The organism is Actinomycetospora rhizophila (genome assembly GCF_042657905.1).
In the GTDB taxonomy this organism is placed as follows: domain Bacteria; phylum Actinomycetota; class Actinomycetes; order Mycobacteriales; family Pseudonocardiaceae; genus Actinomycetospora; species Actinomycetospora rhizophila.
On the sequence record NZ_JBHSKG010000025.1, the window covers coordinates 1 to 25,248 of the forward strand.

The window sequence follows — 25,248 nt, forward strand, 5'->3', positions numbered from 1 at the left end:
CCGGCGGTGCCGGCGCCCGCCCCGAGGGCGCCGCGGCCGGGTCGTCGCGGTGCGCGCGGCGGCCGCGTCCCGCGGTCGGCGGGCCCGCCCGGCGGCGTCGCGGGATCTGGATCGGGCTCGCCGTCGGCGTCCTGCTCGTCGCCGCGCTCGTGTACCTGACGGTGTGGTCGCCGCTGCTCGACGTCCGCGAGGTCCAGGTGGTCGGCGCGGCGCCCGACCAGGTCGAGGCGGTGCGCGACGCCGCGGCGGTCGCGCCCGGCCGGTCCCTGCTCTGGCTCGACACCGACGACGTGGCCGACGGCGTACGCGAGCTGCCCCGCGTGGCGACGGTCGACGTGTCGCGCGAGTGGCCCGGCACGCTGGTCGTCACCGTCGCCGAGCGCGAACCGGTGCTCGCCGCGCCCGCCCCCTCCGGCGGCGTGGTCCTCGTCGACGCCACCGGCTTCGGCTACCGCACCATGCCCGTGCGCCCGCCCGGCGTCCCGGTGCTGACCCTCCCGCCCGGGATGCTGCCCTCGCCCGACGAGCCCGGGACCCGCGCGGCCGCCGACGTCGTCGTCGCGCTGCCGGCGTCGCTGCGCGCCGACCTGCTCGAGGTGCGCGCCAACGGTCCCTACGACGTCGGATTCGTGCTCACCGGCGAGCGCGAGGTCCGCTGGGGCGCCGACGCCGACAACGAGCGCAAGGCCGCCGTGCTCGCCGCGCTGCTGACCCGCCCGGGCTCGGTGTACGACGTGTCGACCCCGGACCTCGCCGTCGTCCGCTGAGCCGTCCGGGATTTTCGAGCGAAGGGTCCCTTCGCGCAGAAGAGCCGCCCAGGGGCGCCCCTCGCCGGATCCCGCGGCGCCGGGCGCATTCCGGCGAGGGGCACCCCTCGGCGATCTGGACGATCGAAGGTGCCCTCCGCTCAGAACCCCCGAGCTCAGAACCCCCGAGCCGGAACCCCAGGCCAAACCGTCGACCGGCACTCGAGGGTTCGCGGCCTGCGACGACCGTCCGGCGAGCGGGTGACGCGAGGTCGGGACACGCCCGGCGCGCCTCGTGGAAATGCGGCGTGGGGCCTGCCTACCGTGCGCGTGTCGCCAGGAATCCTCACCGTAAACCTCCACTCGAGGTCGAGGGTCGCGACACGCCGGACCCGGACGACCACGTCGCCTAGACCCAGCTCGAAAGGCGGATCCATGACGCCCCCGCACAACTACCTGGCCGTGATCAAGGTGGTCGGCATCGGTGGTGGCGGCGTCAACGCCGTCAACCGCATGATCGAGGTCGGCCTCAAGGGGGTCGAGTTCATCGCGGTGAACACCGACGCCCAGGCCCTGCTGATGTCCGACGCCGACGTCAAGCTCGACGTCGGCCGCGAGCTCACCCGCGGGCTGGGCGCCGGCGCCGCGCCCGACGTGGGCCGCCGCGCCGCCGAGGACCACCGCGAGGAGATCGAGGAGGTCCTCAAGGGGGCCGACATGGTCTTCGTGACCGCGGGCGAGGGCGGCGGCACCGGCACCGGCGGCGCGCCGGTGGTCGCGAGCATCGCCCGCAAGCTCGGCGCGCTCACCATCGGCGTCGTCACCCGGCCCTTCAACTTCGAGGGCAAGCGCCGCGCCACCCAGGCCGAGAACGGCATCACCGAGCTGCGCAACGAGTGCGACACGCTCATCGTCATCCCCAACGACCGGCTCCTGCAGCTCGGCGACGTGGGCCTCTCGCTGATGGACGCCTTCCGCAGCGCGGACGAGGTGCTCCTGTCCGGTGTCCAGGGCATCACCGACCTCATCACCACGCCGGGCCTGATCAACCTCGACTTCGCCGACGTCAAGAGCGTCATGTCCGGGGCGGGCAGCGCGTTGATGGGCATCGGCGCCGCGCGGGGCGAGAACCGCGCGGTCGAGGCGGCCGGGAAGGCCATCAACTCGCCCCTGCTCGAGGCGAGCATGGACGGCGCCTACGGCGTGCTGCTCTCGATCGCCGGCGGTTCGGACCTCGGCCTGTTCGAGATCAACGAGTCGGCGTCGCTGGTCCAGGAGGCCGCGCACCCCGAGGCCAACATCATCTTCGGGACGGTCATCGACGACTCGCTCGGCGACGAGGTGCGCGTCACCGTCATCGCCGCCGGCTTCGACTCCGGCTCGCCGACCCACAAGAAGCTCGAGCCGCAGGCGCTCGCGTCGGGCTCGGGCAGCGCCACGGCCTCCGCGCAGGCCGGGCAGGTGCACCGCCCGGAGGCCGGCAACGGGCACGGGAACGGCCACGGCAACGGTGGCGCCCACGCCGGAGGCCCGACGCCCGCGGTGTCGGCCGCCCCGACCATCCCCGCCGCGCCGGCGGTCGACCGCAGCGCCGTCGAGCGCGCGCCCGCCGCCACCCCGGCCGGGTCCGCCGCGCCGGCCGCCGAGACGTCGGGGTCCTCGGGGTCGTCCACCGAGAGCACGACGTCCCTCCCGCGCACGGACGGGGAGCCGTCCGGCGGTGCCGCGCCCAGTTCACCGGCGGCCCGCGCCGGCGACGAGGACGACGTGGACGTCCCGTCGTTCATGAGACGCTGAGGACGTGGCTGCCGGCTCCCGATCCGCGACCGCGCACGACACCGACGGCGGCGCTCCCGCCCCGTCGGTCCGTGTCCGGCGTGTCCTGACCACCCGCGCCGGGGGCCGGTCCGCGCCGCCCTACGACCGGTTCAACCTCGGCGACCACGTCGGCGACGACCCGTACGCCGTCGCCGCCAACCGCCGGCGTCTCGGCGAGGGCATCGGGCTGGGCCCGGAGCGCGTGGCGTGGATGAACCAGGTCCACGGCACCGACGTCGCCGTGGTCAGCGGGGCCGGCGGCGAGACGCCCACCGCCGACGCGCTGGTCACCGACCGCCCGCGCCTGGCCCTGGCCGTGGTCGTCGCCGACTGCGTGCCCGTGCTGCTCGCCGACCCGGGCGCCGGGATCGTCGCGGCCGCGCACGCCGGGCGCCGCGGGGCCGCCGACGGCGTCCTCGAGCGCACGCTGGAGGCCATGGCGGATCTGGGCGCGGAGACCGGGCGGGTCGAGGTGCTCCTCGGCCCGGCGATCTGCGGCGAGGACTACGAGGTGCCCGCCGCGATGCGCGACGAGGTCGAGGCCGCGCTGCCGGGCAGCGCGGCCACCACCCGCATCGGGACGCCGTCGCTCGACCTGCGCGCCGGCCTGCGCCGCCGCCTGGCCGACCTCGGCATCACGCGGGTGGACGTCGACGCCCGCTGCACCTTCGAGGACGACCAGCTCTTCAGCCACCGGCGCGCGCAGCCCACGGGGCGGCTCGCCGCGGTGACCTGGTGGGAGTACCCGCGCCCGTGACGGAGTCGCCGGACGAGGAGAGGCGTCGCGCCGATCTCGCCGACGCCCTGGCCGCCGTGCACGAGCGCGTGGCCGACGCCGCCCGCGCGGCCGGCCGCGACCCCGCCGAGATCGGGCTGCTCGCGGTGACCAAGACCTGGCCCGCGACCGACGTCGCGCTGCTCACCGACCTCGGGCTCGCCGCCTTCGGGGAGAACAAGGAGCAGGAGGGCGCCGCCAAGGCCGCCGAGCTCGCCGCCCTGCGCCCCGACGCCACGGCGCGCTGGCACGTCGTGGGCCGGTTGCAGCGCAACAAGGCCCGCAGCCTCGTGCGGTGGGCGCACGCCGTCGACTCGGTCGACTCGCCCCGCCTCGTCGACGCCCTCGAGGCCGCGGCGGGCAAGGCCGTGGACGCCGGCGAGCGCGTCGACCCGCTGGAGGTGCTCGTCCAGATCAGCGTCGACGGCGACCCGGACCGCGGCGGCGCGCCCGTCGACGAGGTGCCCGCCCTCGCCGACCGCGTCGCCGGCTGCGCCCACCTGCACCTCGGGGGCGTCATGGCGGTGGCGCCGCAGGGGATCGCGCCGGCGGAGGCCTTCGCCACGGTGTGGGAGCTCGCGCAGCGGGTACGCGCGGCGCACCCGCGCGCCACGACACTGTCGGCGGGGATGTCGGGGGATCTCGAGACCGCGGTCGCGTACGGCTCGACGTGCGTGCGTGTCGGAACGGCGCTGCTCGGCCGACGGTAGCTAGCGTTCCGTGTGAGTGAACGACACGGATGTGACTCACCGCGGGCGGCGCGAGGGGTCTCGTCGGACAGGGGAGAGGCCATGACCACTCTGCACCGGGTGAAGGCGTACTTCGGCATGGTCCCGGCCGACGAGCTGGACGACTACGACGGCTACGGCGACGACCGCTACGACCGCGACCGGGTCCCGGCCGAGCGCCACTCCGGCGACCGGCACCGCTACGGCACCGACCGGTACGACGAGCGCTTCGACGACCGCTACGACGGCCGCGACTCCTACGAGAGCGGCTACTACGGGCGCAGCCGGGCCGGCGAGGACGTCCGCGACGTCCGTGACGCGCGGGAGGCCCGCGAGTCCCGGTACGACCGCTACGACCGCTACGAGGACTCCCGCGAGCGACGCACCCCCCGGCCGCGCGACCCGGAGGTCACCGAGATCCGCCGCGACGACGACGCGACCGACGCGGTGTCGCGCGCCGGCCGCGGCCGCAACTGGGCCCCCGCCGGCGGTGCGGGCCACACCTCGGTGCGCCCCACCACGCCGCGCACCCCGCCGTCGCTGTCGTCCGCGTCGTCGGCCGGCTCCTCGGCCTCCCCGTCGGCGGGCACGGCGGCGACCTCGACGCCGGCCGCGTCCGCGCCGGCCGCGCCGGCCAAGGCCGCCGCGGCGGAGCAGGACCCCCAGAGCGGCCCGGCCGAGATCACCTCGCTGCAGCCCAAGAGCTACAACGAGGCCCGGGTCATCGGCGAGCGCTACCGCGACGGCATCCCCGTGATCATCAACCTGACGGAGATGGACGACGTCGCGGCCAAGCGCCTCGTCGACTTCGCCGCCGGCCTGGCCTTCGCGCTGCGCGGGTCGATCGAGAAGGTCACCAACCGCGTGTTCCTGCTCTCACCGCCGAACGTCGAGGTGTCCGCGACCGAGCGCCGGAAGCTCGCCGAGACCAACTACGCCTCCACGTCCTGACGGTCGGCGCACCCGGAGCACTTCGCTCCGCTGACATCCGCTACGTTTCGCGTCCTCCTCGCGTGCTCGGCCCACGGCGGTGGGCCGGCGAGCGACGGACGTCACGACGGGTCGACGAGAGTGATCGTCAGGGGTCCGAGCGGTGCGCCGCGCGGCCGATCGGGCGACGACGGGCGCGGCGCGCCGGATGGGCACCCCCGTGCGCCGAGCGTGTCCCTCCCGCTACCCGGAGCCCGGCCGGCCCGGGATCCCCTCCTGTCACCGCATGTAGAGGGTCACGGATCGTCACGACCCGACCGGCGGATCGCCGTCCGGCCCGGGGATCGGTAGGTGTGTGGGTTTCCGCGGGCCCGCTCGTGGCGCTGCGTCACCATTCGGGCGGCGAGGGCAGCGCGTCACTGGACCCGTCCATTATGGTTCTGTCGCCCGCAGAGGTCATACTCTGCGGGTGGCGGAGCTCGAAGAGCCCGAGGTACCTGGGGTTCCGCAGCCGAGGAGTGCTTGAGGAGATCCGATGCCGCTGACCCCCGCCGACGTTCACAACGTCGCGTTCAGCAAGCCACCGATCGGGAAACGGGGCTACAACGAGGACGAGGTCGACGCTTTCCTCGACCTCGTCGAGGCCGAGCTCGGCCGGCTGCTCGAGGAGAACAACGACCTCCGCGAGCAGGTGGAGCAGCTCGAGCAGCAGCTCTCGTCGGCGCACGCCGACCTCGATGACGCGCGCAGCAAGGCGAGTGCGGCCCCGAGCAGTTCGGGCCCGCAGACGCAGGTCTCGGCCCCGCCGCCGAGCCGACCGGTCGAGGACGCTCCCCGCACCGTCCAGCAGCCGATGCCGCCGCAGCAGCCCCAGCAGCCCCCGATGCCCGCCCAGACGCAGCAGGCCGTCGTGCCGCCGCCGTTCGGGATGTCGGAGCAGAGCCAGGGCGGCGCCAACGGTGGTGACCACCACGTCCAGGCCGCGAAGGTCCTGGGGCTCGCCCAGGAGATGGCCGACCGGCTCACCGCCGAGGCCAAGTCCGAGGCCGACGGGATGCTCGCCGACGCGCGCACCAAGTCCGAGCAGCTCCTCTCCGAGGCGCGCACCAAGTCGGACAGCATGGTCAACGAGGCGCGCACCCGCGCCGAGACGATGCTGAACGACGCGCGCACCCGCGCGGAGACCCTCGAGCGCCAGGCCCGCGACAAGGCCTCGACCCTCGAGCGCGACGCGCAGCGCAAGCACAACGAGACGATCAGCCTCATCGAGCAGCAGAAGGGCGGGCTCGAGAAGAAGATCGACGAGCTGCGCACCTTCGAGCGGGAGTACCGCACCCGGCTGAAGACCTACCTGGAGTCGCAGCTCCGCGACCTGGACGGACGCGGCTCGGCCGCGCCCGACAACGGCCGCAACGGCTCCGGCGGGTACGCCACCAGCGGCTACGGCTCCCGCGCCGAAGCCGGCAGCTGACGGACGCCGCGCAGCCCGTCCCGCCCTGTGGCGGGGCGGGCTCGTGGCCCTGATCGGGGGTCCGACCGTTGCTGCTCCTCGTCCTGCTCTGCGTCCTGATCGCCTTCGGGCTCCTGGCCGTCGCGGTGGTCACCTCGGTGGCGACGTGGGCCTGGGGGTCCGTGGTCGCCAGCCTGCTGGCCGCCGCGCTCCTCGTCGCCGACGTCGTCCGACGGCGCCGGCGCGAGCGCGAGGGCCGCAGCCAGGCCGCCGCCGCACCGGCGGCGTCCGGCTCCTCGGGACCGATCGCGTCGAGCTCGTCGCCCTCCGGGTTCGCCCCGGGTCCGCACTCCTCGGGTCCGGGACAGGGCTCCCCGGAGGCGGCGCCGACGTCGGTCACCGCGGGGTCCGGACCGCCTCCGGGCGGTCCGGGCGCGCAGGGTCAGACGGGTCAGCCGGGCCAGCCGGGCTCCCCGCCCCCCGGGGCGCAGGGTCCCGGTGGCCCGCCGCCGGGGCAGGGGCCGGGCGCACCCACCGAGACGGCGGGTGCCGCCGCCTCCCGGGCCGGCACGGACGGCCAGCGCCCCGACGCACACGCCGGTCCCGACGGCCAGGGACCGCCGCCCGGGCAGTCCGGCTCCGGCGACCGCAACGGTGACCGCTCGGGCGGCGCCGCGGCAGCCGTCGGCGGTGCCGCCGCTCTCGGGGCCGCGGGCCTCGCCGCCGGTGCGGCCTCACGCCCGTCCGGACCGCCCGCGTCCGGAGCACCGGCCGGTTCGTCCCCTGCCGGCTCCCGCTGGGCCACCACCACCGCCCGTCCCGGGGCCGACCCCTCCCGCGTGGCGGGCGCGCCCCAGGGCTCGCGTCTGCTCGGGATGCTGCCGATGCCGGGCACGCCCGCGGAGGCCCGCCTCGGCGGCGCGGCCGCGGCAGGGCCGGCAGCGGCGGCAGCGTCCGCACCGACCGGCGCCCCGCCCGCGGGACGCCCCGGCGGCGAGGGCGGCGACGACGCGGCCACCACCCGCATCGACATGAACGACATCTCCCGGATGCGTCACCAGGGTGGGTCCGCGCAGCAGGCCCCCGCCGACGCCGCCGCCAACGGGGCGCCCGGTCGGCCCCCGCACGGCGGGCCCGGGCAGCCGCCGCCCGGCGGACCGGCGATGGGGCAGGTCCCGGGTGGACCCCCACCGGGACAGCCTCCCGGCGGCCGTCCCCCCGGCGGGCCGCCGCCCGGCGCCCCGCCGCCCCCGCCTCCCGCGGCCCAGCCGGAGGAGGAGGTCGTCGACGACGCCACCCGCCAGGCGGTGGCCGGCCTCGACGACGAGGTCCTCGTCATCGACGAGGAGCCGCTGTTCCACCTCGGGCGCTGCAGCTACCTCTACGGCCGCGAGGTGATCCCGCTGCCCGTCGGCGAAGCCGTCGATCTCGGGTTCACGGGGTGCTCCTGGTGCACACCGGTCGGGGCGCTCACCGGCGCGCAGGGCGCCGACAGCCGCCGCTGACGTCCCGCCCGTCCACGCCGGGCGAGCGGTGAGCAGGATCATGGACCGGAGATCCCGGGCCGTTCCGGGCGCGTCCGCTCGCTAGGGTCGTCCCCTCCACCAGGGGAGGGGGGACGACGCATGGACCAACTGCCCTTCCTGCTCGGGATCGGCGCGGCCGTCGTGCTCGTCTCCGTCCTCGCCGTCCGGGTGTCGACGCGGGTCGGGCTGCCCTCGCTGCTGATCTACCTCGGGATCGGCGTGGCGCTGGGGGAGTCGGGGCTCGGCATCCGCTTCGACGACGCGGGGCTCACCCAGGCCCTCGGCGTGGCCGCGCTGGTGCTCATCCTCGCCGACGGCGGTCTCTCCACCCGGTGGACCACCGTGCGGCCCGCGCTGGGCCTGGGCATCGCGCTGTCGACGATCGCGGTCGCGGTGAGCATCGGCGTCACCGGCCTCGCGCTCTGGGCACTGCTGGACCTCGACCTGCGTGTCGCGTTCCTCTGGGGCGCCGTCCTGTCGTCCACCGACGCGGCCGCGGTGTTCAGCGTGCTGCGCAACCTGGGGCTCAGCGGGCGGCTGGTCGGCTCGCTCGAGCTGGAGTCCGGGCTCAACGACGCGCCGGTGTTCCTCGCCGTCGTGATCCTGTCCTCGACCGCCGCCCTGAGCTGGCTGGACCCGCTGCTCGTGGTCTACGAGCTGCTCGTCGGCGGCCTGCTGGGCGCCGCGCTGGGCCGGGTCGGCGCGCTCGGGCTGCGCCGCGCGGCCCTGCCCGCGACCGGGCTCTACCCGCTGGCCACGCTCGCCGTCTGCATCCTCTCCTTCGCCTCGGCGCAGCTGCTGCACGCCTCGGGGCTGCTCGCGACCTACGTCGCCGCCCTCGTGCTCGGCAACTCCACGCTGCCCCACCGCGAGGGCTCCCGGTCGTTCGCCGAGGGTCTCGGGTGGCTCGCCCAGATCGGGCTCTTCGTGCTCCTCGGGCTCTACGTGTCGCCCGAGCGCCTCACCGACGCCGCGGTCCCCGCCCTCATCGCCGGCGCCGTCCTGCTCTTCGCCGCCCGGCCGCTGTCGGTGGCCGCGGCCGCGATCGGGTTCCGGGTGCCCTGGCGCGAGCAGGTGTTCCTGTCGTGGGCGGGCCTGCGCGGCGCGGTGCCCATCGTGCTCGCCCTCGTCCCGCTCACCTCGGGGCTGCCGGGTGCGCAGGCGCTCGTCGACGCCGTGTTCGTGCTGGTCGTGGTGCTGGTGCTGATCCAGGGCACGACCCTGCCGTTCGTGGCGCGCCGGCTCGGGCTCGCCGGGGACTCGAAGGTCGAGCAGATCGAGGTCGACGCCGCGCCGCTGGACACGCTGCGCGCCGACCTCCTGCAGATGACAGTCCCCATCGGCTCGCGGATGCACGGCGTCTACGTCCGCGAGCTGCGCCTGCCCGAGGGCTCTGGGCTCAGCCTCGTCGTCCGCGACGGGACGAGCTTCACCCCGCAGGGCGAGAGCCGGATCCAGGAGGGCGACCAGCTGCTCGTCGTCACCACCGAGACCGCCCGCGACGCCGCCGAGGAACGTCTGCGCTCGGTCGACCGCTCCGGGCGCCTGGCCCGGTGGCGCGGCGACACCGGCGGCACCCCGCCGCTGCGTTCCGGCGACGGGCGGACCGGCGAGCGCGGCACCCCGCCGAGGGACGGCGGCGGCCCTGGGACGATGGGACGGTGAGCAGCGCACCCACCGAGCCCGAGAGCGCCCCCGAGGCGCCGGGGGGCCCCCCGCCCAAGCGCATCGGGATGCTGGTGGCGATCGCGGTGACGATCGTGCTCCTCGACCTCGTCACCAAGATCATCATGGTCTCGTGGCTGGCCGACGGCGAGCGGGTGCCGCTGATCGGCGACCTGGTGTCGTTCACGCTGATCCGCAACCCCGGGGCGGCCTTCTCCTTCGCCACCGGCATGACGTGGGTGCTGACGCTGGTGGCGCTGGCCGTGGTCATCGGGATCGCCCGCTTCGCCCGCCGCCTGCGCTCGAAGGGCTGGGCGCTCGCGCTCGGGCTCGTGCTCGGCGGGGCGCTCGGCAACCTCGTCGACCGGTTCTTCCGCGGTCCCGGCCCGCTGCAGGGCCACGTCGTCGACTTCGTCTCGGTCGGCTGGTTCCCGGTGTTCAACGTGGCCGACTCGGCGATCACGGTCGGCGGCGTGCTGCTCGTGCTCCTGGCCCTGCTCGGTCGTGACCTCGACGGCACCCGTGCCGGCGCCCGGACCGAGGAGGAGGACGCCGCATGAGCCTGCGCACGCTGCCCGTGCCCGACGGGCTCGACGGGATGCGCCTCGACGCCGGCCTGTCGCGGATGCTGGGCCTCTCGCGCACGGTGGTGGCCGAGCTCGCCGCCGGCGGCGCGGTGCGCGTCGACGGCTCGACGGCGGGCAAGTCGGACCGGCTCGTGGCCGGCGCCTGGCTCGAGGTCGAGCTGCCCGAGCCCGCCGACGCGACGCCGATCGTCACCGCCGAGGCCGTCGAGGGCCTGGTGGTGCTGCACGAGGACGAGGAGATCGTCGTCGTCGACAAGCCGGTCGGCGTCGCCGTGCACCCGAGCCCCGGCTGGTCGGGCCCGACGGTCGTCGCCGGCCTGGCCGCGCTGGGCATCCGCATCGCCACCAGCGGCGCCGCCGAGCGCCAGGGCATCGTGCACCGCCTCGACGCGGGCACCACCGGCGTCATGGTGGTCGCCAAGTCCGAGCGCGCCTACTCGGTGCTCAAGGACGCCTTCCGCGCGCGCACGGTGTCGAAGGTCTACCTCGCGACCGTGCAGGGCCACCCGGACCCCAGCGAGGGCACGATCGACGCCCCGATCGACCGTCACCCCAAGCACGACTGGCGCTTCGCGGTGATGCGCGACGGCCGGCCCAGCGTCACCCACTACCGCACGCTCGAGGCGTTCCGGGCCGCGTCGCTGCTCGAGGTGGAGCTCGAGACCGGGCGGACCCACCAGATCCGCGTGCACTTCTCGGCCGTGCGCCACCCCTGCGTCGGCGACGTCACCTACGGCGCCGACCCGGTGCTCGCCCGCAGCCTCGGGCTGACCCGGCAGTGGCTGCACGCCCACCGGCTCGGCTTCCACCACCCCGCCGACGGCCGTTGGGTGGAGTTCGTCAGCGAGCCGCCGGCCGACCTCGCACAGGCGCTCGAGACGCTGCGGGCGGCGAGCTGAGCACGCCCGACGAAGAGCCGCGCCTGCGCTGGCCGACCGTCGCGATCGTCCTCGCGGTCGTCCTCGTCGTCGCGCTCGTGACGGCCTGGGTGGCCGGGTCCGGCTCGTCGGGGCCGTCGGACGGCGTCCCCGGGAGCACCGACGCGACGCGCCTCGGGCCGGCGCCGGGGGAGTCGGTGGCCGGCTACCTGGCGCGTACGCGGGACGTGCCCCCCGGGCCGGGTCCGCGGCCGGTGCTGGTCACCTTCGCCGCGGAGCAGGACGTCGCCGGGGCCGCCGCGCTGGTGGCGGGCGCGACCCCGCGCGAGGCGGTGTTCCGGGTGCCGCTGCCGCGGGTGCAGACCGCGCTGCGCACGGTGACCCTGGGACCGGTCGCCCCGGCCGAAGCCCTGCGCCTGGCCGAGGCGCAGGCGGCCAACCGGGCCGGTGAGCAGGCCCGGACCACGGCGGGACGGCCCGCGGCCATCGCGGCCACCGAGTCGGCGCGGCTCGCGGCGGGCTGCGCGTGCGTGCTCGCGGTGGTGGTGGAGACCGACCCGGCGACGGCACCCGCGCTCGCCGCGCGGCCCGGGGTGCGGGCCGTCGAGGTGGCGCCCGCCGGCGCCCGGTTCGCCGCGCTCGCGGTGTCGCCGCTGCTGCCCGAGCAGACGGGGACCGTCGGTCCCGTCCCCGACGACGGGCCCGTCCCCCCGCCGTGACCGACCCGACAGGTCACGCAGCGGGGTCGGCTCCCCGGGCGCGGCGTGGGGGAGGACGATGGCGGGTAGGACGGTGAGGAACCGCCCGCCGGGCCGGCCCTGAATCGTCACGGCCAGCACCGACGAGTCCGACGCGAGAGGAGTGCGGACACCATGACCGCCGACCCGTCGTCCCGCGACGAGCCCGCGGGCACGTCGATCACGGACGCCGACCCGCGGCCGCACGTGGTGGTCCTCGGTGCCGGGTTCGCCGGCCTCTCCACCGTGCGCGCGCTGCGCAAGGCCCCGGTGCGGGTCACGCTCGTCGACCGGCACAGCTACAGCACGTTCCAGCCGCTGCTCTACCAGGTGGCGACGGGCGCGCTGAACCCCGGCGACATCACCTACGGCGCCCGCGGGTTCGCCGCCCACACCGGCGCGTTCTTCCGCAAGGGCGAGGTCACCACGGTCGACCCCGCGACCCGCACGGTCTCCCTCGACGTCGGCCCCGACCTGCACTACGACTACCTGGTCATCGCCAACGGCGTGACCACCAACTACTTCGGTGTCCCGGGCGCCGCGGAGCACGCGTTCCCGATCTACACCCGCGGCGAGGCGCTGGCCGTGCGCGACCGCATGACCGGCTACCTCGACCGCATCGCCGCCACCGGCGAGGCGCGCGGCGCCTCGGTCGTCGTGGTCGGCGGCGGCGCCACCGGCGTCGAGATGGCGGGCACGCTCGCCGAGCTGCGCAACACCGTCCTGCCCGACCGCTACCCGGAGCTGGACCCGAGCGGGGTCCACGTGGTGCTCGTGGAGATGACCGACAAGGTCCTCCCGCCGTTCGCGCCCCGGCTGCGCGAGTACGCCGCCGAGCAGCTGCGGGCCCGCGGTGTCGAGCTGCGCCTGGAGGCCGCGGTCAAGGAGGTGCGGCCCGACTCGGTGCTGCTCGCCGACGGCACCGAGCTCGCGGCGCAGATGACCGTCTGGGCGACCGGCGTCGCCGCCCACGACCGGGTGAAGGGCTGGGGCCTGCCGCAGGGCAAGGGCGGGCGCATCGTCGTCGGCGGCGACCTGCGCGTGGCCGAGCACCCCGAGATCCTCGTCGCGGGCGACATCGGGGTCATCGAGGACGACGCGCTGCCGCAGCTCGCCCAGCCCGCGCTGCAGACCGGGCGGCACGCCGGCCGGACGATCGCGCGGCTCGTCGCGGGCGAGCCCACCGAGCGGTTCCACTACAAGGACAAGGGCACGATGGCGACGATCGGGCGGCTCTCGGCCGTCGCGGACATCGCCCACGGGCCCAAGCTCACCGGGGTGCTCGCCTGGCTGGCCTGGATGCTCGTGCACATCTTCGCGCTGCTGGGCAACCGCAACCGGGTGATGGTGTCGCTCGGGCTGGCGTTCCGGTACCTCGCGCAGCGGCGCGGGGTCATGGTCGTCGGCGACGACTGACGTCACACCCGCGACCGGGCGGCCTGGCTACGCGTGCCCTGTCACGACGTGCAAGGCTCCCCGACCGACATCTCCCTCGACGACTGCAGGAGCGAAGGCATGGCGCCCACCCCCGTCAACGTCACCGTCACCGGAGCGGCCGGACAGATCGGCTACGCGCTGCTCTTCCGCATCGCCGCCGGCGACCTGCTGGGGGAGGGCGTGCCGGTCCGGCTGCGGCTGCTGGAGATCCCGCAGGCCGTGAAGGCCGCGGAGGGCACCGCCCTGGAGCTCAACGACGGCGCGTTCGAGCTGCTCGACGGCATCGACGTCTACGACGACGCCACCAAGGCGTTCGAGGGCACCAACGTCGGCCTGCTCGTCGGCGCCCGGCCCCGTACCAAGGGCATGGAGCGCGGCGACCTGCTCGAGGCCAACGGCGGGATCTTCAAGCCGCAGGGCGAGGCCCTCAACGGCGCCGCGGACGACGTCAAGGTGCTGGTCGTCGGCAACCCGGCCAACACCAACGCGCTCATCGCGCGGTCGAACTCCGACGTCCCCGCCGACCGGTTCACCGCGATGACCCGCCTGGACCACAACCGCGCCGTCGGCCAGCTGGCCGCCAAGTTCGGCGTGCGGGTCGGCTCGGTCTCCAAGCTCACGATCTGGGGCAACCACTCGGCCACCCAGTACCCCGACGTCACCTACGCCGAGGTCGACGGCAAGCGCATCGCCGACCAGGTCGACCAGAGCTGGCTGACCGACGAGTTCATCCCGCGCGTGGCCAAGCGCGGTGCCGAGATCATCGAGGCGCGCGGCGCCTCGTCGGCGGCGTCGGCGGCGGCCGCGGCGATCGACCACGTCTACACCTGGGTCAACGGCACCAAGCCGAACGACTGGACCTCGGCGGCGATCGTCTCCGACGGCTCCTACGGCGTGCCCGAGGGCCTGGTCTCGTCCTTCCCGGTGACGGCGTCGAACGGGAAGTTCGAGATCGTCCAGGGCCTGGAGATCAGCGACTTCTCCCGCGAGCGGATCGACGCCTCGGTGAACGAGCTCGCCGAGGAGCGCGACGCGGTGCAGAAGCTGGGCCTCGTCTGAGATTCTGTCCGCCGTGAGCAGCGAACCCGTCGAGGTCTTCCACGGCGACGAGCTGGCCGAGGGCGACCCGACCCCGGGGATGCGGCGCCAGGTGGCGTTCTCGTCGGACTCGTTGTGGGCGGGACTCGTCCACACCGAGCCCGGCGCCGCGTCCGGCTGGCACCACCACGGCGACCACGAGACCAGCCTGTACGTGGTGCGCGGGGCGATGCGGCTGGAGTTCGGCCCCGGCGGCGAGGACGTCGTCGAGGCCGGACCCGGCGACTTCCTGCGGGTCCCGCCGCACACCGTGCACCGCGAGTCGAACCCCACCGGCGAGCAGTCCACCGCCGTCATCGGGCGCGCCGGTGACGGCCCGCCCACGATCAACGTCGAGGGCCCGGACCCGGCGTAGACCGTTCCGGGGGCCGTCGGGCAATCTGGAGGTCATGACCCTCGGAGCCGTGCTGACCGCCATCGTGACCCCGTTCGCCCCCGACGGCGCGGTCGACGAGAAGGCCTTCGTCGACCTCATGGGCCACGTGTACGCGAACGGCTCCGACGGGCTCGTGGTGTGCGGGACCACCGGCGAGGCCTCGACGCTGTCGACCGAGGAGCACCTGCGCCTCGTCGAGCTGGCCGTCGAGCACCGGCCGGCGGGCGCGTCCGTCGTCGCCTCCACCGGCTCGAACGACACCCGCCACGCCTGCGAGATGACCGAGCGGGCCACCGAGCTGGGCGCCGACGCGATCCTGTCGGTCACCCCGTACTACAACAAGCCGAACCGGCGGGGGATGCTCGCGCACTACGGCGAGGTCGCGCGGGCCACCGACAAGCCCGTCGTGCTCTACAACATCCCCTCGCGCTGCGTGGTCGACATCCCCAACGACCTCCTCGCCGAGCTCGCCCAGATCGAGCGGATCGACTACGTCAAGCAGGCGAACAACGCCAACCTCGCGCCCGTCGACGGGCTCGGCATCTACGCGGGCAACGACGACCTGTTCGGCTCGGTCCTCGAGATGGGCGGCTGCGGCGGCATCCTCGTCGCGAGCCACGTCGTGGGCACCGAGATGCGCCGCATGGTCGACGAGCCCGACCAGCGCGCCGAGATCGAGGCGTCGCTCAAGCCGGTCTTCGACGCCCTCGGGGTCACCACCAACCCGATCCCGATCAAGGCGGCCCTCGACCTGCTCGGCCACCCCGTCGGCGGCCTGCGCCTCCCGCTCGTCGAGGCGGACGAGCACGAGCGCGACGTCGTGCGCGCCGCGCTCGCGGGTGTCGGGCTGCTCTGACGGCGGTCGCCGGCGCACGTCGGGTGATCAGGAGAGCGGTGTGCACCTCGTGGCGCCGGTCGGGGTGTCTGACGCGCTCCTGATCTCCGCGCGCCCCGGCGTTGTCGGGGGTCCGTTGCATGCTCCCCGACGGGACGACCCGAGGAGGAGCCATGGGCAGGCGCAGGCGCGACGGGCAGCGGCGGGCGGCGAAGGTCGAGGCACGGCGGCTGCGGCGGACACGCCCGCCGCACACCCGGGCGACGCGGGGTGTCGAGCCCCGGGTCACGGCCCCGTTGCTGAGCGACTGCGAGCTCATCGAGCAGTTCCCGCACGCGTTCGACGACGCCTGGGACGACGAGCTCGACCTCTGGGACGAGGAGGACGAGGAGGACGTCGAGGACGAGGAGGACGACGCCGCCCTCGACGAGCTCCGGGACAGAATCCGCGAGATCGTCGTCGCCACGGTCGAGCAGCGGGACCCGGGGATCGCCCGGGCGGCCGTCGGCTGGCGCGAGCGCGTCCTCGTCGACGTCTTCGTCGGCGCCTGGCTGTCGAAGGCGCGGCGACGCTTCCGCGAGCGCGCCTCGCCGAGCCAGGCCGTCGCGTGGGTCGCCGCGAACCTCGGCGAGACCGGGCCCGCCGTCGACGACGCGGCGCGCCTGCTCGGCCCGGAAGCGCCGGTGGCGCTGCGCGAGCACTTCCTCCGGGTGCCCGACGACGTCTCGGTCGCCCGGATCTGGCTGCTCGCCGCGGTGATCGCGCCGAGCACCGACGACGCCGTCGTCGACCTGCTGCTCGCCGACGACCACCGGTGACGGTGAGGGGCGCGTCCTGACGGTGCTCGTCCCGCCTCGGCGTCACACCCGAGCTCGCCGCCGCAGGTGAGCTCGGGTACCCGAGATGCTCGACCACATCAGCGACCAGGTGCGAGCAGTCCTGGTGGCCACGCTCGAGCAGCTGGATCCAGATGTCGCCCGTGCCTGGTACGCGCGGCTCGCGGCTGCCGACGAGCACGTCAGCGACGAGGACGACCGTTCGCCAGGGCAGTGGTTCGCGGACCTCGCCCTGACGGCTCGGCTCCTGCGCGTCGGGCTGATCAACGAGAGCGACGGTCTCGCGGGGCGCGTGGTCGCCTGGGTGGCCGAGCTCGGCGAGTCCGCACCCGCGCTCGAGCCCCTGGCCGTCGCCCTGCTCGACAAGCCACAGGACGTGGAGGTCGTCGAGCCGTGCGCCGAGCAGCTCGGCGAGGATTACCTGCCGGCGATGGCCTGGCTGCTCGCCGGAGCGGTGGCCGTGGCCGGTGAGGGCGACATCCGCTGGCTGGACGCGCTCGATCCCGGCGAGTGAGGCTCCCCCGTCGCCGGAGCCCAGCAGGAAGATCAAGAGAGCGAGAAGCACCGTTCTCGCCCGGGTCGAGGTGCGTCGCGCACTCCTGATCTTCGTGGGGCCCGGCGCTGTCGGGGGTCCGGCGCATCCTCCTCGCACGGCGACCCCGAGGAGGAGCGATGGGCAGGCGCAGGCACGACGGGCGGCGGCGAGCGGCGAAGGTCGAGGCGCGGCGGAGGCAGCACACGGGTCCACAGCTCACCCGCGCGTCGCGTGCGGACACCGGAACCGGGTCCGTGGCGCCTGACGCCGACGTGGACACACCGGCTCGGTCGGCACACGGCGACCCCGGTGCGACGAGGCCGCCCAGCGAGTACGACCGCTACACCATCGAACCGCTGTGGATCGCCCGCCAACGTGTCCGTGCGGCCGTCTCCGACACGCTCGACAGCGGGTCCAGCTTCGCCGGACGCGTCTGTGGCGCCGACGTCGACGCCGCCGACGACCGAGCGGTCGCGCAGCGGCCGTACCGGGGGCTGTCGGCCATGATGCTGGGGGGCTGGCTGTCCCGGGCGCAGCAACGACGACCCGACGGCCGGCTCGGCGAGGAGGCCGCGTCCTGGATCGCGTCTCGCCTCGGACCGTCCGGCGACGGCATCGACCGGGCGGCCGCCGTGCTGCTCGCCACGCCGGACACGTCCGACGCAGCAGTCGACGAGATCGAGCGCGAGCTGGGCGCGGAGTTCCTCGCCGTGCTGGTGTGGCTGACCGCGGCGGTCGTCGCGCTCCTCGACGACGCGGACGTCCGTCGGCTCGACATCGACGACTTCGGCAGCGAGGCGGATGCCGAGCGGGTCCGCAGGCGGTGGGAGACGCCGTGGGCCTCGGCGTGACCGGCCCGGCTCGCGAGAGGCACATTCCTGATGCGCAACGGCGCCCGGCGCCCGCAGAACGCGCCCCTCGTCTCGCCGCCGCTCGATCGTCACCGAATCGGTGATCTTCCTGCGACGACTTCCCCTCGTCACGCAACGGAAGGGACACCCGTGACGGCTGTGACGAGCCCGGATCCGGGCGACACGCCGGGTCGGCGGAGGTGAGCAGCGACGACGGGCGAGGCTCTCGGGGAGGGGCGGCGCTGTCGGGGGGCGCGGTTACCGTGTACCTGCACGCCGACCACGTCCCGCACCCCCGGGGCCGGTCGACGGCACCCCGATCCCGGCCCTGGAAGGGATGTCCCGCGACGTGACCGGCGACTCGTTCGTCCACCTGCACACGCACACCGAGTTCTCGATGCTCGACGGTGCCGCGCGGCTGGACGATCTGTTCGCCGAGGCCGCGCGGATGGGCATGCCGGCCCTGGCGATGACCGACCACGGCAACACGTTCGGCGCCTACGAGTTCTGGAAGAAGTCCAAGGCGCACGGGGTCAAGCCGATCATCGGCATGGAGGGCTACCTCGCGCCCGGCAGCCGCCACGAGCGCAAGCGCGCGACGCTCGGCGGCCAGGTCATCAGCGATGACAACCCGGGCCAGATGTACACCCACATGACGCTGCTGGCCGAGAACACGGAGGGGATGCACAACCTCTTCCGGCTCTCGAGCCTGGCCAGCCTCGAGGGCTACTACTACAAGCCGCGCATGGACCGCGAGCTGCTCGAGACCTACGGCAAGGGCATCATCGCGACCACCGGGTGCCCGTCGGGCGAGGTCGCGCGCTACCTGCAGCAGGACGACTTCGACGGTGCCTGCCAGGCCGCGAGCGACTACCGCGACATCTTCGGCGCGGACAACTTCTTCTGCGAGCTGATGGACCACGGCATCGAGATCGAGCGCCGGGTCCGCGACGACCTCTACGACCTCAAGAAGAAGCTCGACCTGCCGGGGCTCGCCACCAACGACCTGCACTACACGTACGCGAAGGACGCGAAGCCGCACGAGGTCCTGCTGTGCGTGCAGACCGGCAAGACGATGAACGACCCGAACCGTTTCCGGTTCGACGCGCAGGACTTCTACCTCAAGAGCGCGCAGGAGATGCGCGCCCAGTGGGACGGCGTGTTCCCGGAGGCCTGCGACAACACCCTCGCGATCGCCGAGCGGGTGAACGTCGAGTTCACCGAGGGGCGCGACCTGCAGCCGGTGGCCCCGGTGCCCGAGGGCGAGACCGAGGGCAGCTGGCTGGTGAAGGAGGTCGAGCGGGGGCTGCACTGGCGGTTCCCGAACGGCTTCTCCGAGAAGTACCGCAAACAGGCCGACTACGAGGTGTCGGTCATCATGCAGATGGGCTACCCGGGCTACTTCCTGGTGACGGCCGACCTGCTCAACTACGCGCGCTCGGTCAACCTGCGCGTCGGCCCGGGCCGCGGGTCCGCGGCGGGCAGCCTCGTGGCCTACGTCCTGGGCATCACCGACCTCGACCCGATCCACCACAAGCTGATCTTCGAGCGGTTCCTCAACCCCGAGCGCGTCTCCATGCCCGACATCGACATGGACTTCGACGAGCGCCGGCGCGGCGAGATGATCCGCTACGTCACCGAGAAGTACGGCGAAGAGAAGATCGCGCAGATCATCACCTACTCCACGATCAAGGCGAAGGCCGCGATCAAGGACTCCGCGCGCGTCCTCTACGGGCAGCCGGGCTACGCGGTGGCCGACCGCATCACCAAGTCGATGCCGCCGGCGGTCATGGGCAAGGACATCCCGCTCTCGGGCGTCTTCGACCCCAGCCACAAGCGCTACTCCGAGGCCGCCGAGATGCGGGCGCTCTACGAGTCCGACGCGCAGGTCAAGGAGATCGTCGACACCGCCAAGGACCTCGAGGGCCTCAAGCGGCAGTGGGGCGTGCACGCCGCCGGCGTGATCATGTCCAAGGAACCGCTGATCGACGTCATCCCGATCCAGCGGCGCGAGGCCGACGGCGCCATCATCACGCAGTTCGACATGGGGGTGTGCGAGACCCTCGGCCTGCTGAAGATGGACTTCCTGGGCCTGCGCAACCTCACGATCATCGACGACGCGCTCAACAACATCCCGCTCAACGGCAAGGAGCCGCTCGACCTCGACCAGCTCGGGCTCGACGACAAGGCGACCTACGAACTGCTGTCCCGCGGCGAGACCCTCGGGGTGTTCCAGCTCGACGGCGGCCCGATGCGCGACCTGCTGCGGCGCATGGCGCCCACCGAGTTCGACGACATCTCCGCGGTCGGCGCGCTCTACCGGCCGGGCCCGATGGGCGCCAACGCGCACAACGACTACGCCGACCGCAAGAACGGGCGGCAAGAGGTCACGCCGATCCACCCGGAGCTCGAGGAACCCCTCAAGGAGGTCCTCGGCGAGACCTACGGCCTGATCGTCTACCAGGAACAGGTCATGGCGATCGCCCAGGTGCTCGCGGGCTACTCGCTGGGCAAGGCCGACCTGCTCCGTCGCGCCATGGGCAAGAAGAAGAAGGAGATCCTCGACAAGGAGTACGAGGGTTTCGCCCAGGGCATGAAGGACAACGGCTACTCGGCCGCGGCGATCAAGACGCTCTGGGACATCCTGCTGCCGTTCTCCGACTACGCGTTCAACCGCGCGCACTCCGCGGCCTACGGCGTCGTCTCCTACTGGACGGCCTACCTCAAGGCGAACTACCCCGCCGAGTACATGGCCGCGGTGCTCACCAGCGTCCGCGACGACAAGGACAAGGCCGCGATCTACCTCGCCGAGTGCCGGCGGATGGGGATCACGGTGCTGCCGCCGGACGTCAACGAGTCGGTGCTCAACTTCGCCCCGGTCGGCGCCGACATCCGCTTCGGCCTCGGCGCCATCCGCAACGTCGGCACCAACGTCGTCGACGCCATCGTCGCGACCCGGCGCGAGAAGGGGAACTTCACCGACTTCTCCGACTTCCTGCGCAAGGTGCCCCAGCAGGTCTGCAACAAGAAGACGGTCGAGTCGCTGATCAAGGCCGGCGCCTTCGACTCGCTGGGCCACCCCCGCAAGGGCCTCGCGCTGGTGCACGCCGAGGCCGTCGACGCGGTGATGACCACGAAGAAGGCCGAGGCCGACGGGCAGTTCGACCTGTTCGGGAGCTTCGACGGGCCGGACGAGGAGTCCGCCGACACCACGGGCATGTTCGACGTCAAGGTGCCCGAGGGCGAGTGGGAGTCCAAGCACCGCCTCGCCCTGGAGCGGGAGATGCTCGGGCTCTACGTCTCGGGCCACCCGCTCAACGGCATCGAGCAGGTCCTCGCCAGCCGCGCCGACACCCAGATCACGAAGATCCTCGAGGGCGACGTCGCCGAGGGCGCCCAGGTCACCGTCGGCGGCATCCTCGCCAGCGTCACGCGCCGCGTGAACAAGAAGGGCGAGCCCTGGGCGTCGGCGCAGATCGAGGACCTCGCCGGCGGCATCGAGGTGCTGTTCTTCCCTCGCACCTACGCCGCGGTGTCGATCGACGTCGCCGAGGACGCGATCGTGCTGGTCAAGGGCAAGGTCAACAAGCGCGACGACCGGGTGAGCCTGTTCGTCGAGGACCTCGCGGTGCCCGACCTGTCCGGGGGCGTCGGCGGGGCGCCCGTCAAGGTCGTCATCGAGAGCGCGCGCTGCACGCCCGAGCGGGTCGGCAAGCTCAAGGAGGTCCTCGTCGCCCACCCGGGCCCCAGCGAGGTCCACCTGACGCTGCTCGCGGCCAACGGCGCGAGCCACGTGCTGCGGCTCGACGACGGGCTCAAGGTCACCAACTCGGGCGCGCTGATGGGTGACCTCAAGGCTCTCCTGGGTCCACGCTGTCTGGGCTGAACACGGTCCGCGGCGGGAGGAGCCGAACATGACCGGCCGGGTGGTGCACTTCGAGGTCCCGTTCGACGACGGCGAGCGCGCGCGGGCGTTCTACTCCCGGGTGTTCGGGTGGCACCTGCAGGAGATGCCCGGGATGGACTACACGATCGCCGTCACGGGCCCGGTCGGCGACGACGGCATGCCCACCGAGAACGCCTACATCAACGGCGGCATGTTCCAGCGGGGGAGCGACGAGCCCCGCAGTCCGGTGCTCGTGGTCGACGTCGACGACATCGACGCCGCCCTCGCCCAGGTCACCGAGCACGGCGGCAAGGTCGCCGCCCCGACGATGCCCGTCGGCGAGATGGGGTTCGCCGCTTACTTCCACGACCCGGAGGGCAACGTCATCGGGCTGTGGCAGACCGCGGGTGGCTGATCGCGGGGCCGACGGGGTCTACGTCGCCCTCGGGAGCTCGTTCGCCGCGGGGCCCGGCATCCCGCCCCAGGTCGACCGCGGGGCGCTGCGCTCCGGGCGCAACTACCCGAGCCTGCTCGCCGAGGAGCTCGGGCTGCCGCTGGTCGACGTCTCGTGCTCCGGCGCGACGACCGCCCACCTGCGCCACGACCGCCAGCCCACGCTGCGCGGACCGGTCCCGCCGCAGGTCGAGGCGGTCACCGCGCGGACCGCGCTCGTCACGGTGACCGCGGGCGGCAACGACGTCGGCTACCTCGGCATGCTCGTCTCGGCCGGTCTGCGCGGGACGCTCACGGCCCGGCTGCCGTGGTTGCCGGCGCCGGTGCGCCGACGTCTCGGCTACACCGTCGAGGTGCCGCCGCCCGTGGCGTTCGCCGGGGTCCGGGCGTCGCTGACCGCGCTGGTGGACGACGTGCGTCGCCGCGCGCCGGGCGCCCGGGTCGTCCTCGTCGACTACCTCACCGTGCTCGGCGAGCACGCGACGCCGGAGACGGTGCCGCTCACCGCCGAGCAGATCGGCGAGGGCCGGCGGGTCGCCGCCGGGCTCGCCGCGAGCTTCGCGGCGGCCGCGACCGACGCCGGCGCCGACCTCGTTGTCGTCTCCGCGGCGAGCGAGGACCACGGGGTGGGCGCGCCGGACCCGTGGGTCGGGGGCCTGGCGATGGGTGTCCCCGGGTTCGGCGGCCCGCGCCCGTTCCACCCCACCGCGGCCGGGATGGCGGCGGTCGCCGACCTGGTCGCGAAGCGGCTCCGGTCCGACGGCCTCTGACGTCAGCGAACGAGACCGTCCCAGCTCCATCGGGGCATGGGCACCCCGTCCGGCACCACCGCGTCGGTCGGCGACCAGGCGAGCACGTCGGCGACGGCCCACTCCATGTACGCCCGCAGGCAGGCGCGCAGCCGTGGATCGGCGGGGATGCCGGCGTCGTCGAGCGCGGCCACGAAGCACGCGAGGAAGCGGCGGCCGAGATCGTCGATGTCGCCGTTGCCGCTGTGCAGCCACAGGACGTACGACTGGTCGGCGCACTCCCGCGAGTAGCGCGGCGGCCCGCCCATCACCTCCGCCCAGTACGCGCCGAGGCGCTCGACGTGCCGCGGGTGCTGGTCGAGCTTCGAGAAGGGGTGCTCGAGCTCGGCGTCCGCGAGGCAGCGCCGGTGGTGCGCCCGGGCGAGGGCGAGGAACGCCTCGTCCCCGCCCACGGCCTCGTGGACGGAGGGTGGTCCGGTCGACGTCACGGCACCCGAGACTGGCCTGCTCGACGCGGCGAGGGAACCCGCCCGTGACCCGGGGTCTTGACCCGGGCCCCGGGTGCGGCGCACGGTCGGGACATGGCCGCCCCCACGCAGGACCGCAGCTCCGACGACGAGATGTCCGCCTTCCGACCGTCGCAGGAGGGCATCCGGATGCCCCAGCCGCCGACGTTCGCGACGAGCGCGGAGGAGCGGCTGCACCGCAAGCAGCAGCTCGCGGGCGCCTTCCGCATCTTCGGGCGCTTCGGGTTCGGCGAGGGGATCGCCGGCCACATCACGGTGCGCGACCCCGAGGACCCGCACATGTTCTGGGTCAACCCGTTCGGGATGAGCTTCCGCCACATCCGGGTCTCGGACCTCATCGCGGTCAACCACGAGGGCGACGTCGTGCACGGCAGCAAGCCCGTGAACCAGGCCGGGTTCGTCATCCACTCCGCGGTGCACCACGCCCACCCCGAGGTCGTCGCCGCCGCGCACGCCCACTCGGTGTACGGCAAGGCGTGGTCGTCGCTGGCCCGCCCGCTCGACCCGATCACCCAGGACGCCTGCACCCTCTACGAGAACCACGGCGTGGTCACCGAGGGCCGCGGCGCGGTCGTGCTCGACCCCGAGGTCGGGCGCGCGCTGGCCACCGGGCTCACCGGCCGGCGGATGGTGTTCCACCAGAACCACGGCATCTTCACCGTCGGCGACACGGTGGCCGAGGCCGCGTGGTGGTTCATCAACACCGAGCGGAACTGCCAGGCCGCGCTGCTCGCCGAGGCGGCCGGCACGCCGACGCAGATCGACCACGTGAACGCCAAGTTCACCGCCGAGCAGACCGGCACGCCCTACGCCGGCTGGTTCTCCTACCAGCCGCTGTGGGACGAGGTCGTGCGCACCGACCCCGATCTGTTCGACTAGCGCCCACCGGCGAAGATGGCGCCGTGATCGTCGACGCCCACGTCCACGTCGCCCACCTCGCCCGTCTCAAGGTGCCGTGGGACCAGTGGATCGGGCCGGCCGGGACGGGTGAGGCCTGGTCGGCCTGCTACGACAGCGACGGCGCGGCGATCCCCGAGAAGGTGTCGGCGCTCTTCGCCGGCGCGGGGGTCGACCGCGTCCTGCTGTTCTGCGAGTACAGCCCGAAGGCCACCGGGTGGCAGACGATCGAGGACATGCTGCCGCTGGTGGACGCGGACGCCGACCGGTTCCGGATCGTCGCCAACGTCAACCCGCACGTGCACCACCCGGTGGCCGCCGAGGTCGACCGCCAGCTCGACCTCGGTGCCGTGGCGCTGAAGGTGCACCCGGTGCACGCCGGCATCGCGCCCAACGACCGCGAGCTCTACCCGGCCTACGCCCGCTGCCTCGAGCGCGGGGTGCCGGTGATCGTGCACACCGGGCCGTCGGTGTTCCCGGGCGCCACCGGCCGCCACGGCGACCCCGTCCTGCTCGACGACGTCCTGCGCGACTTCCCGGGCCTGACGCTCGTGCTCGCGCACGGCGGGCGCGGCTGGAGCTACGAGGCGGCGGCCTCGCTGGCGCTGACCCGCGAGAACGTCTGGCTCGACCTCGCCGGCCTCCCGCCGCACAAGCTGCCCGTGTACTACGAGCGGTTCGGCTTCGAGCGCGTCGCGGCCAAGTCGGTGTTCGGCACCGACGCGCCGTCCGCCGACCCCGCCCGCAACATCGCCGCGGTGCGGGCGCTCGGGCTCGGCGACGAGCTCACCGACGGCGTGCTCGGGGGGCACGCCCTGCGGGTCTACCCGGGTCTGGTCGACCCGCCCTCGCGCGTCTGACCTTCCGTCATGCCCCCGCGGCGGGGTACCGTGCCGAGGCGGACCGATCGGTCCGGGACCGTATGGTC

General features: G+C 74.0%; 24 protein-coding genes. 23 read left to right on the forward strand and 1 reads right to left on the reverse strand.

Features of this window, described 5'->3' with window-relative positions; all coding sequences use genetic code 11:
* The 21 genes from ACFPK1_RS30175 to ACFPK1_RS30275 all read left to right on the forward strand — a co-directional run.
* A partial coding sequence (locus ACFPK1_RS30175) for a cell division protein FtsQ/DivIB (RefSeq protein ID WP_378024645.1) occupies window positions 1-767 on the forward strand: 767 nt, incomplete at its 5' end.
* A 414-nt stretch (window positions 768-1,181) separates the two neighbouring features.
* Entirely contained in the window at window positions 1,182-2,543 is a 1,362-nt protein-coding gene (ftsZ, locus tag ACFPK1_RS30180) for a cell division protein FtsZ (protein ID WP_378024646.1), read from the forward strand.
* Window positions 2,544-2,628: 85 nt separating this feature from the next.
* Window positions 2,629-3,321 (forward strand): peptidoglycan editing factor PgeF, encoded by a 693-nt coding sequence (gene pgeF, locus ACFPK1_RS30185; protein ID WP_378024724.1) that lies wholly within the window; start codon window positions 2,629-2,631, stop codon window positions 3,319-3,321.
* Window positions 3,318-4,049 carry a YggS family pyridoxal phosphate-dependent enzyme gene (locus tag ACFPK1_RS30190; protein ID WP_378024647.1) on the forward strand — a complete coding sequence of 244 codons (732 nt, stop codon included), beginning with the start codon at window positions 3,318-3,320 and terminating at the stop codon, window positions 4,047-4,049. The genes pgeF and ACFPK1_RS30190 overlap by 4 nt, the downstream gene beginning before the upstream one ends.
* A gap of 81 nt (window positions 4,050-4,130) precedes the next feature.
* The gene (locus tag ACFPK1_RS30195) at window positions 4,131-5,018 is read left to right on the forward strand and encodes a cell division protein SepF (RefSeq protein WP_378024648.1); all 888 of its coding nucleotides are present in this window, start codon (window positions 4,131-4,133) and stop codon (window positions 5,016-5,018) included.
* A 514-nt stretch (window positions 5,019-5,532) separates the two neighbouring features.
* A complete protein-coding gene (gene wag31 / locus ACFPK1_RS30200) occupies window positions 5,533-6,468 on the forward strand; it encodes a DivIVA-like cell division protein Wag31 (protein WP_378024649.1) in 936 nt (311 codons plus the stop codon).
* Window positions 6,469-6,536: 68 nt separating this feature from the next.
* Window positions 6,537-7,952, forward strand: a complete 1,416-nt coding sequence (locus ACFPK1_RS30205) for a hypothetical protein (RefSeq protein ID WP_378024650.1) — start codon at window positions 6,537-6,539, stop codon at window positions 7,950-7,952.
* Window positions 7,953-8,072: 120 nt separating this feature from the next.
* Entirely contained in the window at window positions 8,073-9,638 is a 1,566-nt protein-coding gene (locus tag ACFPK1_RS30210; protein WP_378024651.1) for a potassium/proton antiporter, read from the forward strand.
* Window positions 9,635-10,198, forward strand: a complete 564-nt coding sequence (gene lspA, locus ACFPK1_RS30215) for a signal peptidase II (RefSeq protein ID WP_378024652.1) — start codon at window positions 9,635-9,637, stop codon at window positions 10,196-10,198. Before ACFPK1_RS30210 ends, lspA begins: the two co-directional genes overlap by 4 nt.
* Window positions 10,195-11,124 (forward strand): RluA family pseudouridine synthase, encoded by a 930-nt coding sequence (locus ACFPK1_RS30220; protein ID WP_378024653.1) that lies wholly within the window; start codon window positions 10,195-10,197, stop codon window positions 11,122-11,124. Before lspA ends, ACFPK1_RS30220 begins: the two co-directional genes overlap by 4 nt.
* Window positions 11,125-11,201: 77 nt before the next feature.
* On the forward strand, window positions 11,202-11,822 hold the full coding sequence (locus ACFPK1_RS30225) for a hypothetical protein (protein WP_378024654.1): 621 nt from the start codon (window positions 11,202-11,204) through the stop codon (window positions 11,820-11,822).
* Window positions 11,823-11,975: 153 nt separating this feature from the next.
* The gene (locus ACFPK1_RS30230; protein WP_378024655.1) at window positions 11,976-13,256 is read left to right on the forward strand and encodes an NAD(P)/FAD-dependent oxidoreductase; all 1,281 of its coding nucleotides are present in this window, start codon (window positions 11,976-11,978) and stop codon (window positions 13,254-13,256) included.
* Between the two features lie 99 nt (window positions 13,257-13,355).
* A complete protein-coding gene (locus ACFPK1_RS30235; protein ID WP_378024656.1) occupies window positions 13,356-14,336 on the forward strand; it encodes a malate dehydrogenase in 981 nt (326 codons plus the stop codon).
* A gap of 13 nt (window positions 14,337-14,349) precedes the next feature.
* A complete protein-coding gene (locus ACFPK1_RS30240) occupies window positions 14,350-14,730 on the forward strand; it encodes a cupin domain-containing protein (protein WP_378024657.1) in 381 nt (126 codons plus the stop codon).
* Window positions 14,731-14,764: 34 nt separating this feature from the next.
* Window positions 14,765-15,607, forward strand: coding sequence for a 4-hydroxy-tetrahydrodipicolinate synthase (dapA, locus tag ACFPK1_RS30245; protein ID WP_378024658.1), 843 nt, complete (start codon window positions 14,765-14,767; stop codon window positions 15,605-15,607).
* Between the two features lie 152 nt (window positions 15,608-15,759).
* Window positions 15,760-16,404: a hypothetical protein gene (locus ACFPK1_RS30250; protein ID WP_378024659.1), complete on the forward strand. Its 645-nt coding sequence runs from the start codon at window positions 15,760-15,762 to the stop codon at window positions 16,402-16,404.
* Between the two features lie 85 nt (window positions 16,405-16,489).
* Window positions 16,490-16,936: a hypothetical protein gene (locus ACFPK1_RS30255; RefSeq protein ID WP_378024660.1), complete on the forward strand. Its 447-nt coding sequence runs from the start codon at window positions 16,490-16,492 to the stop codon at window positions 16,934-16,936.
* A 293-nt stretch (window positions 16,937-17,229) separates the two neighbouring features.
* Window positions 17,230-17,808, forward strand: a complete 579-nt coding sequence (locus tag ACFPK1_RS30260; RefSeq protein WP_378024661.1) for a hypothetical protein — start codon at window positions 17,230-17,232, stop codon at window positions 17,806-17,808.
* A 337-nt stretch (window positions 17,809-18,145) separates the two neighbouring features.
* The gene (gene dnaE, locus ACFPK1_RS30265; RefSeq protein WP_378024662.1) at window positions 18,146-21,694 is read left to right on the forward strand and encodes a DNA polymerase III subunit alpha; all 3,549 of its coding nucleotides are present in this window, start codon (window positions 18,146-18,148) and stop codon (window positions 21,692-21,694) included.
* Between the two features lie 28 nt (window positions 21,695-21,722).
* A complete protein-coding gene (locus ACFPK1_RS30270) occupies window positions 21,723-22,109 on the forward strand; it encodes a VOC family protein (RefSeq protein ID WP_378024663.1) in 387 nt (128 codons plus the stop codon).
* Complete coding sequence (locus ACFPK1_RS30275) at window positions 22,102-22,917, forward strand: SGNH/GDSL hydrolase family protein (RefSeq protein ID WP_378024664.1); 816 nt, start codon at window positions 22,102-22,104, stop codon at window positions 22,915-22,917. The genes ACFPK1_RS30270 and ACFPK1_RS30275 overlap by 8 nt, the downstream gene beginning before the upstream one ends.
* A 2-nt stretch (window positions 22,918-22,919) precedes the next feature.
* On the opposite strand, the gene ACFPK1_RS30280 is transcribed toward ACFPK1_RS30275, so the two are convergent.
* Window positions 22,920-23,384 (reverse strand): group II truncated hemoglobin, encoded by a 465-nt coding sequence (locus tag ACFPK1_RS30280; protein ID WP_378024665.1) that lies wholly within the window; start codon window positions 23,382-23,384, stop codon window positions 22,920-22,922.
* A 93-nt stretch (window positions 23,385-23,477) separates the two neighbouring features.
* Here ACFPK1_RS30280 and ACFPK1_RS30285 point away from each other — a divergent pair, with 93 nt between their 5' ends.
* Together ACFPK1_RS30285 and ACFPK1_RS30290 are read left to right on the forward strand one after the other, a co-directional pair.
* Window positions 23,478-24,302: a class II aldolase/adducin family protein gene (locus ACFPK1_RS30285; RefSeq protein WP_378024666.1), complete on the forward strand. Its 825-nt coding sequence runs from the start codon at window positions 23,478-23,480 to the stop codon at window positions 24,300-24,302.
* Window positions 24,303-24,325: 23 nt separating this feature from the next.
* On the forward strand, window positions 24,326-25,180 hold the full coding sequence (locus ACFPK1_RS30290) for an amidohydrolase family protein (RefSeq protein ID WP_378024667.1): 855 nt from the start codon (window positions 24,326-24,328) through the stop codon (window positions 25,178-25,180).
* The last annotated feature ends 68 nt before the right edge of the window (window positions 25,181-25,248 follow it).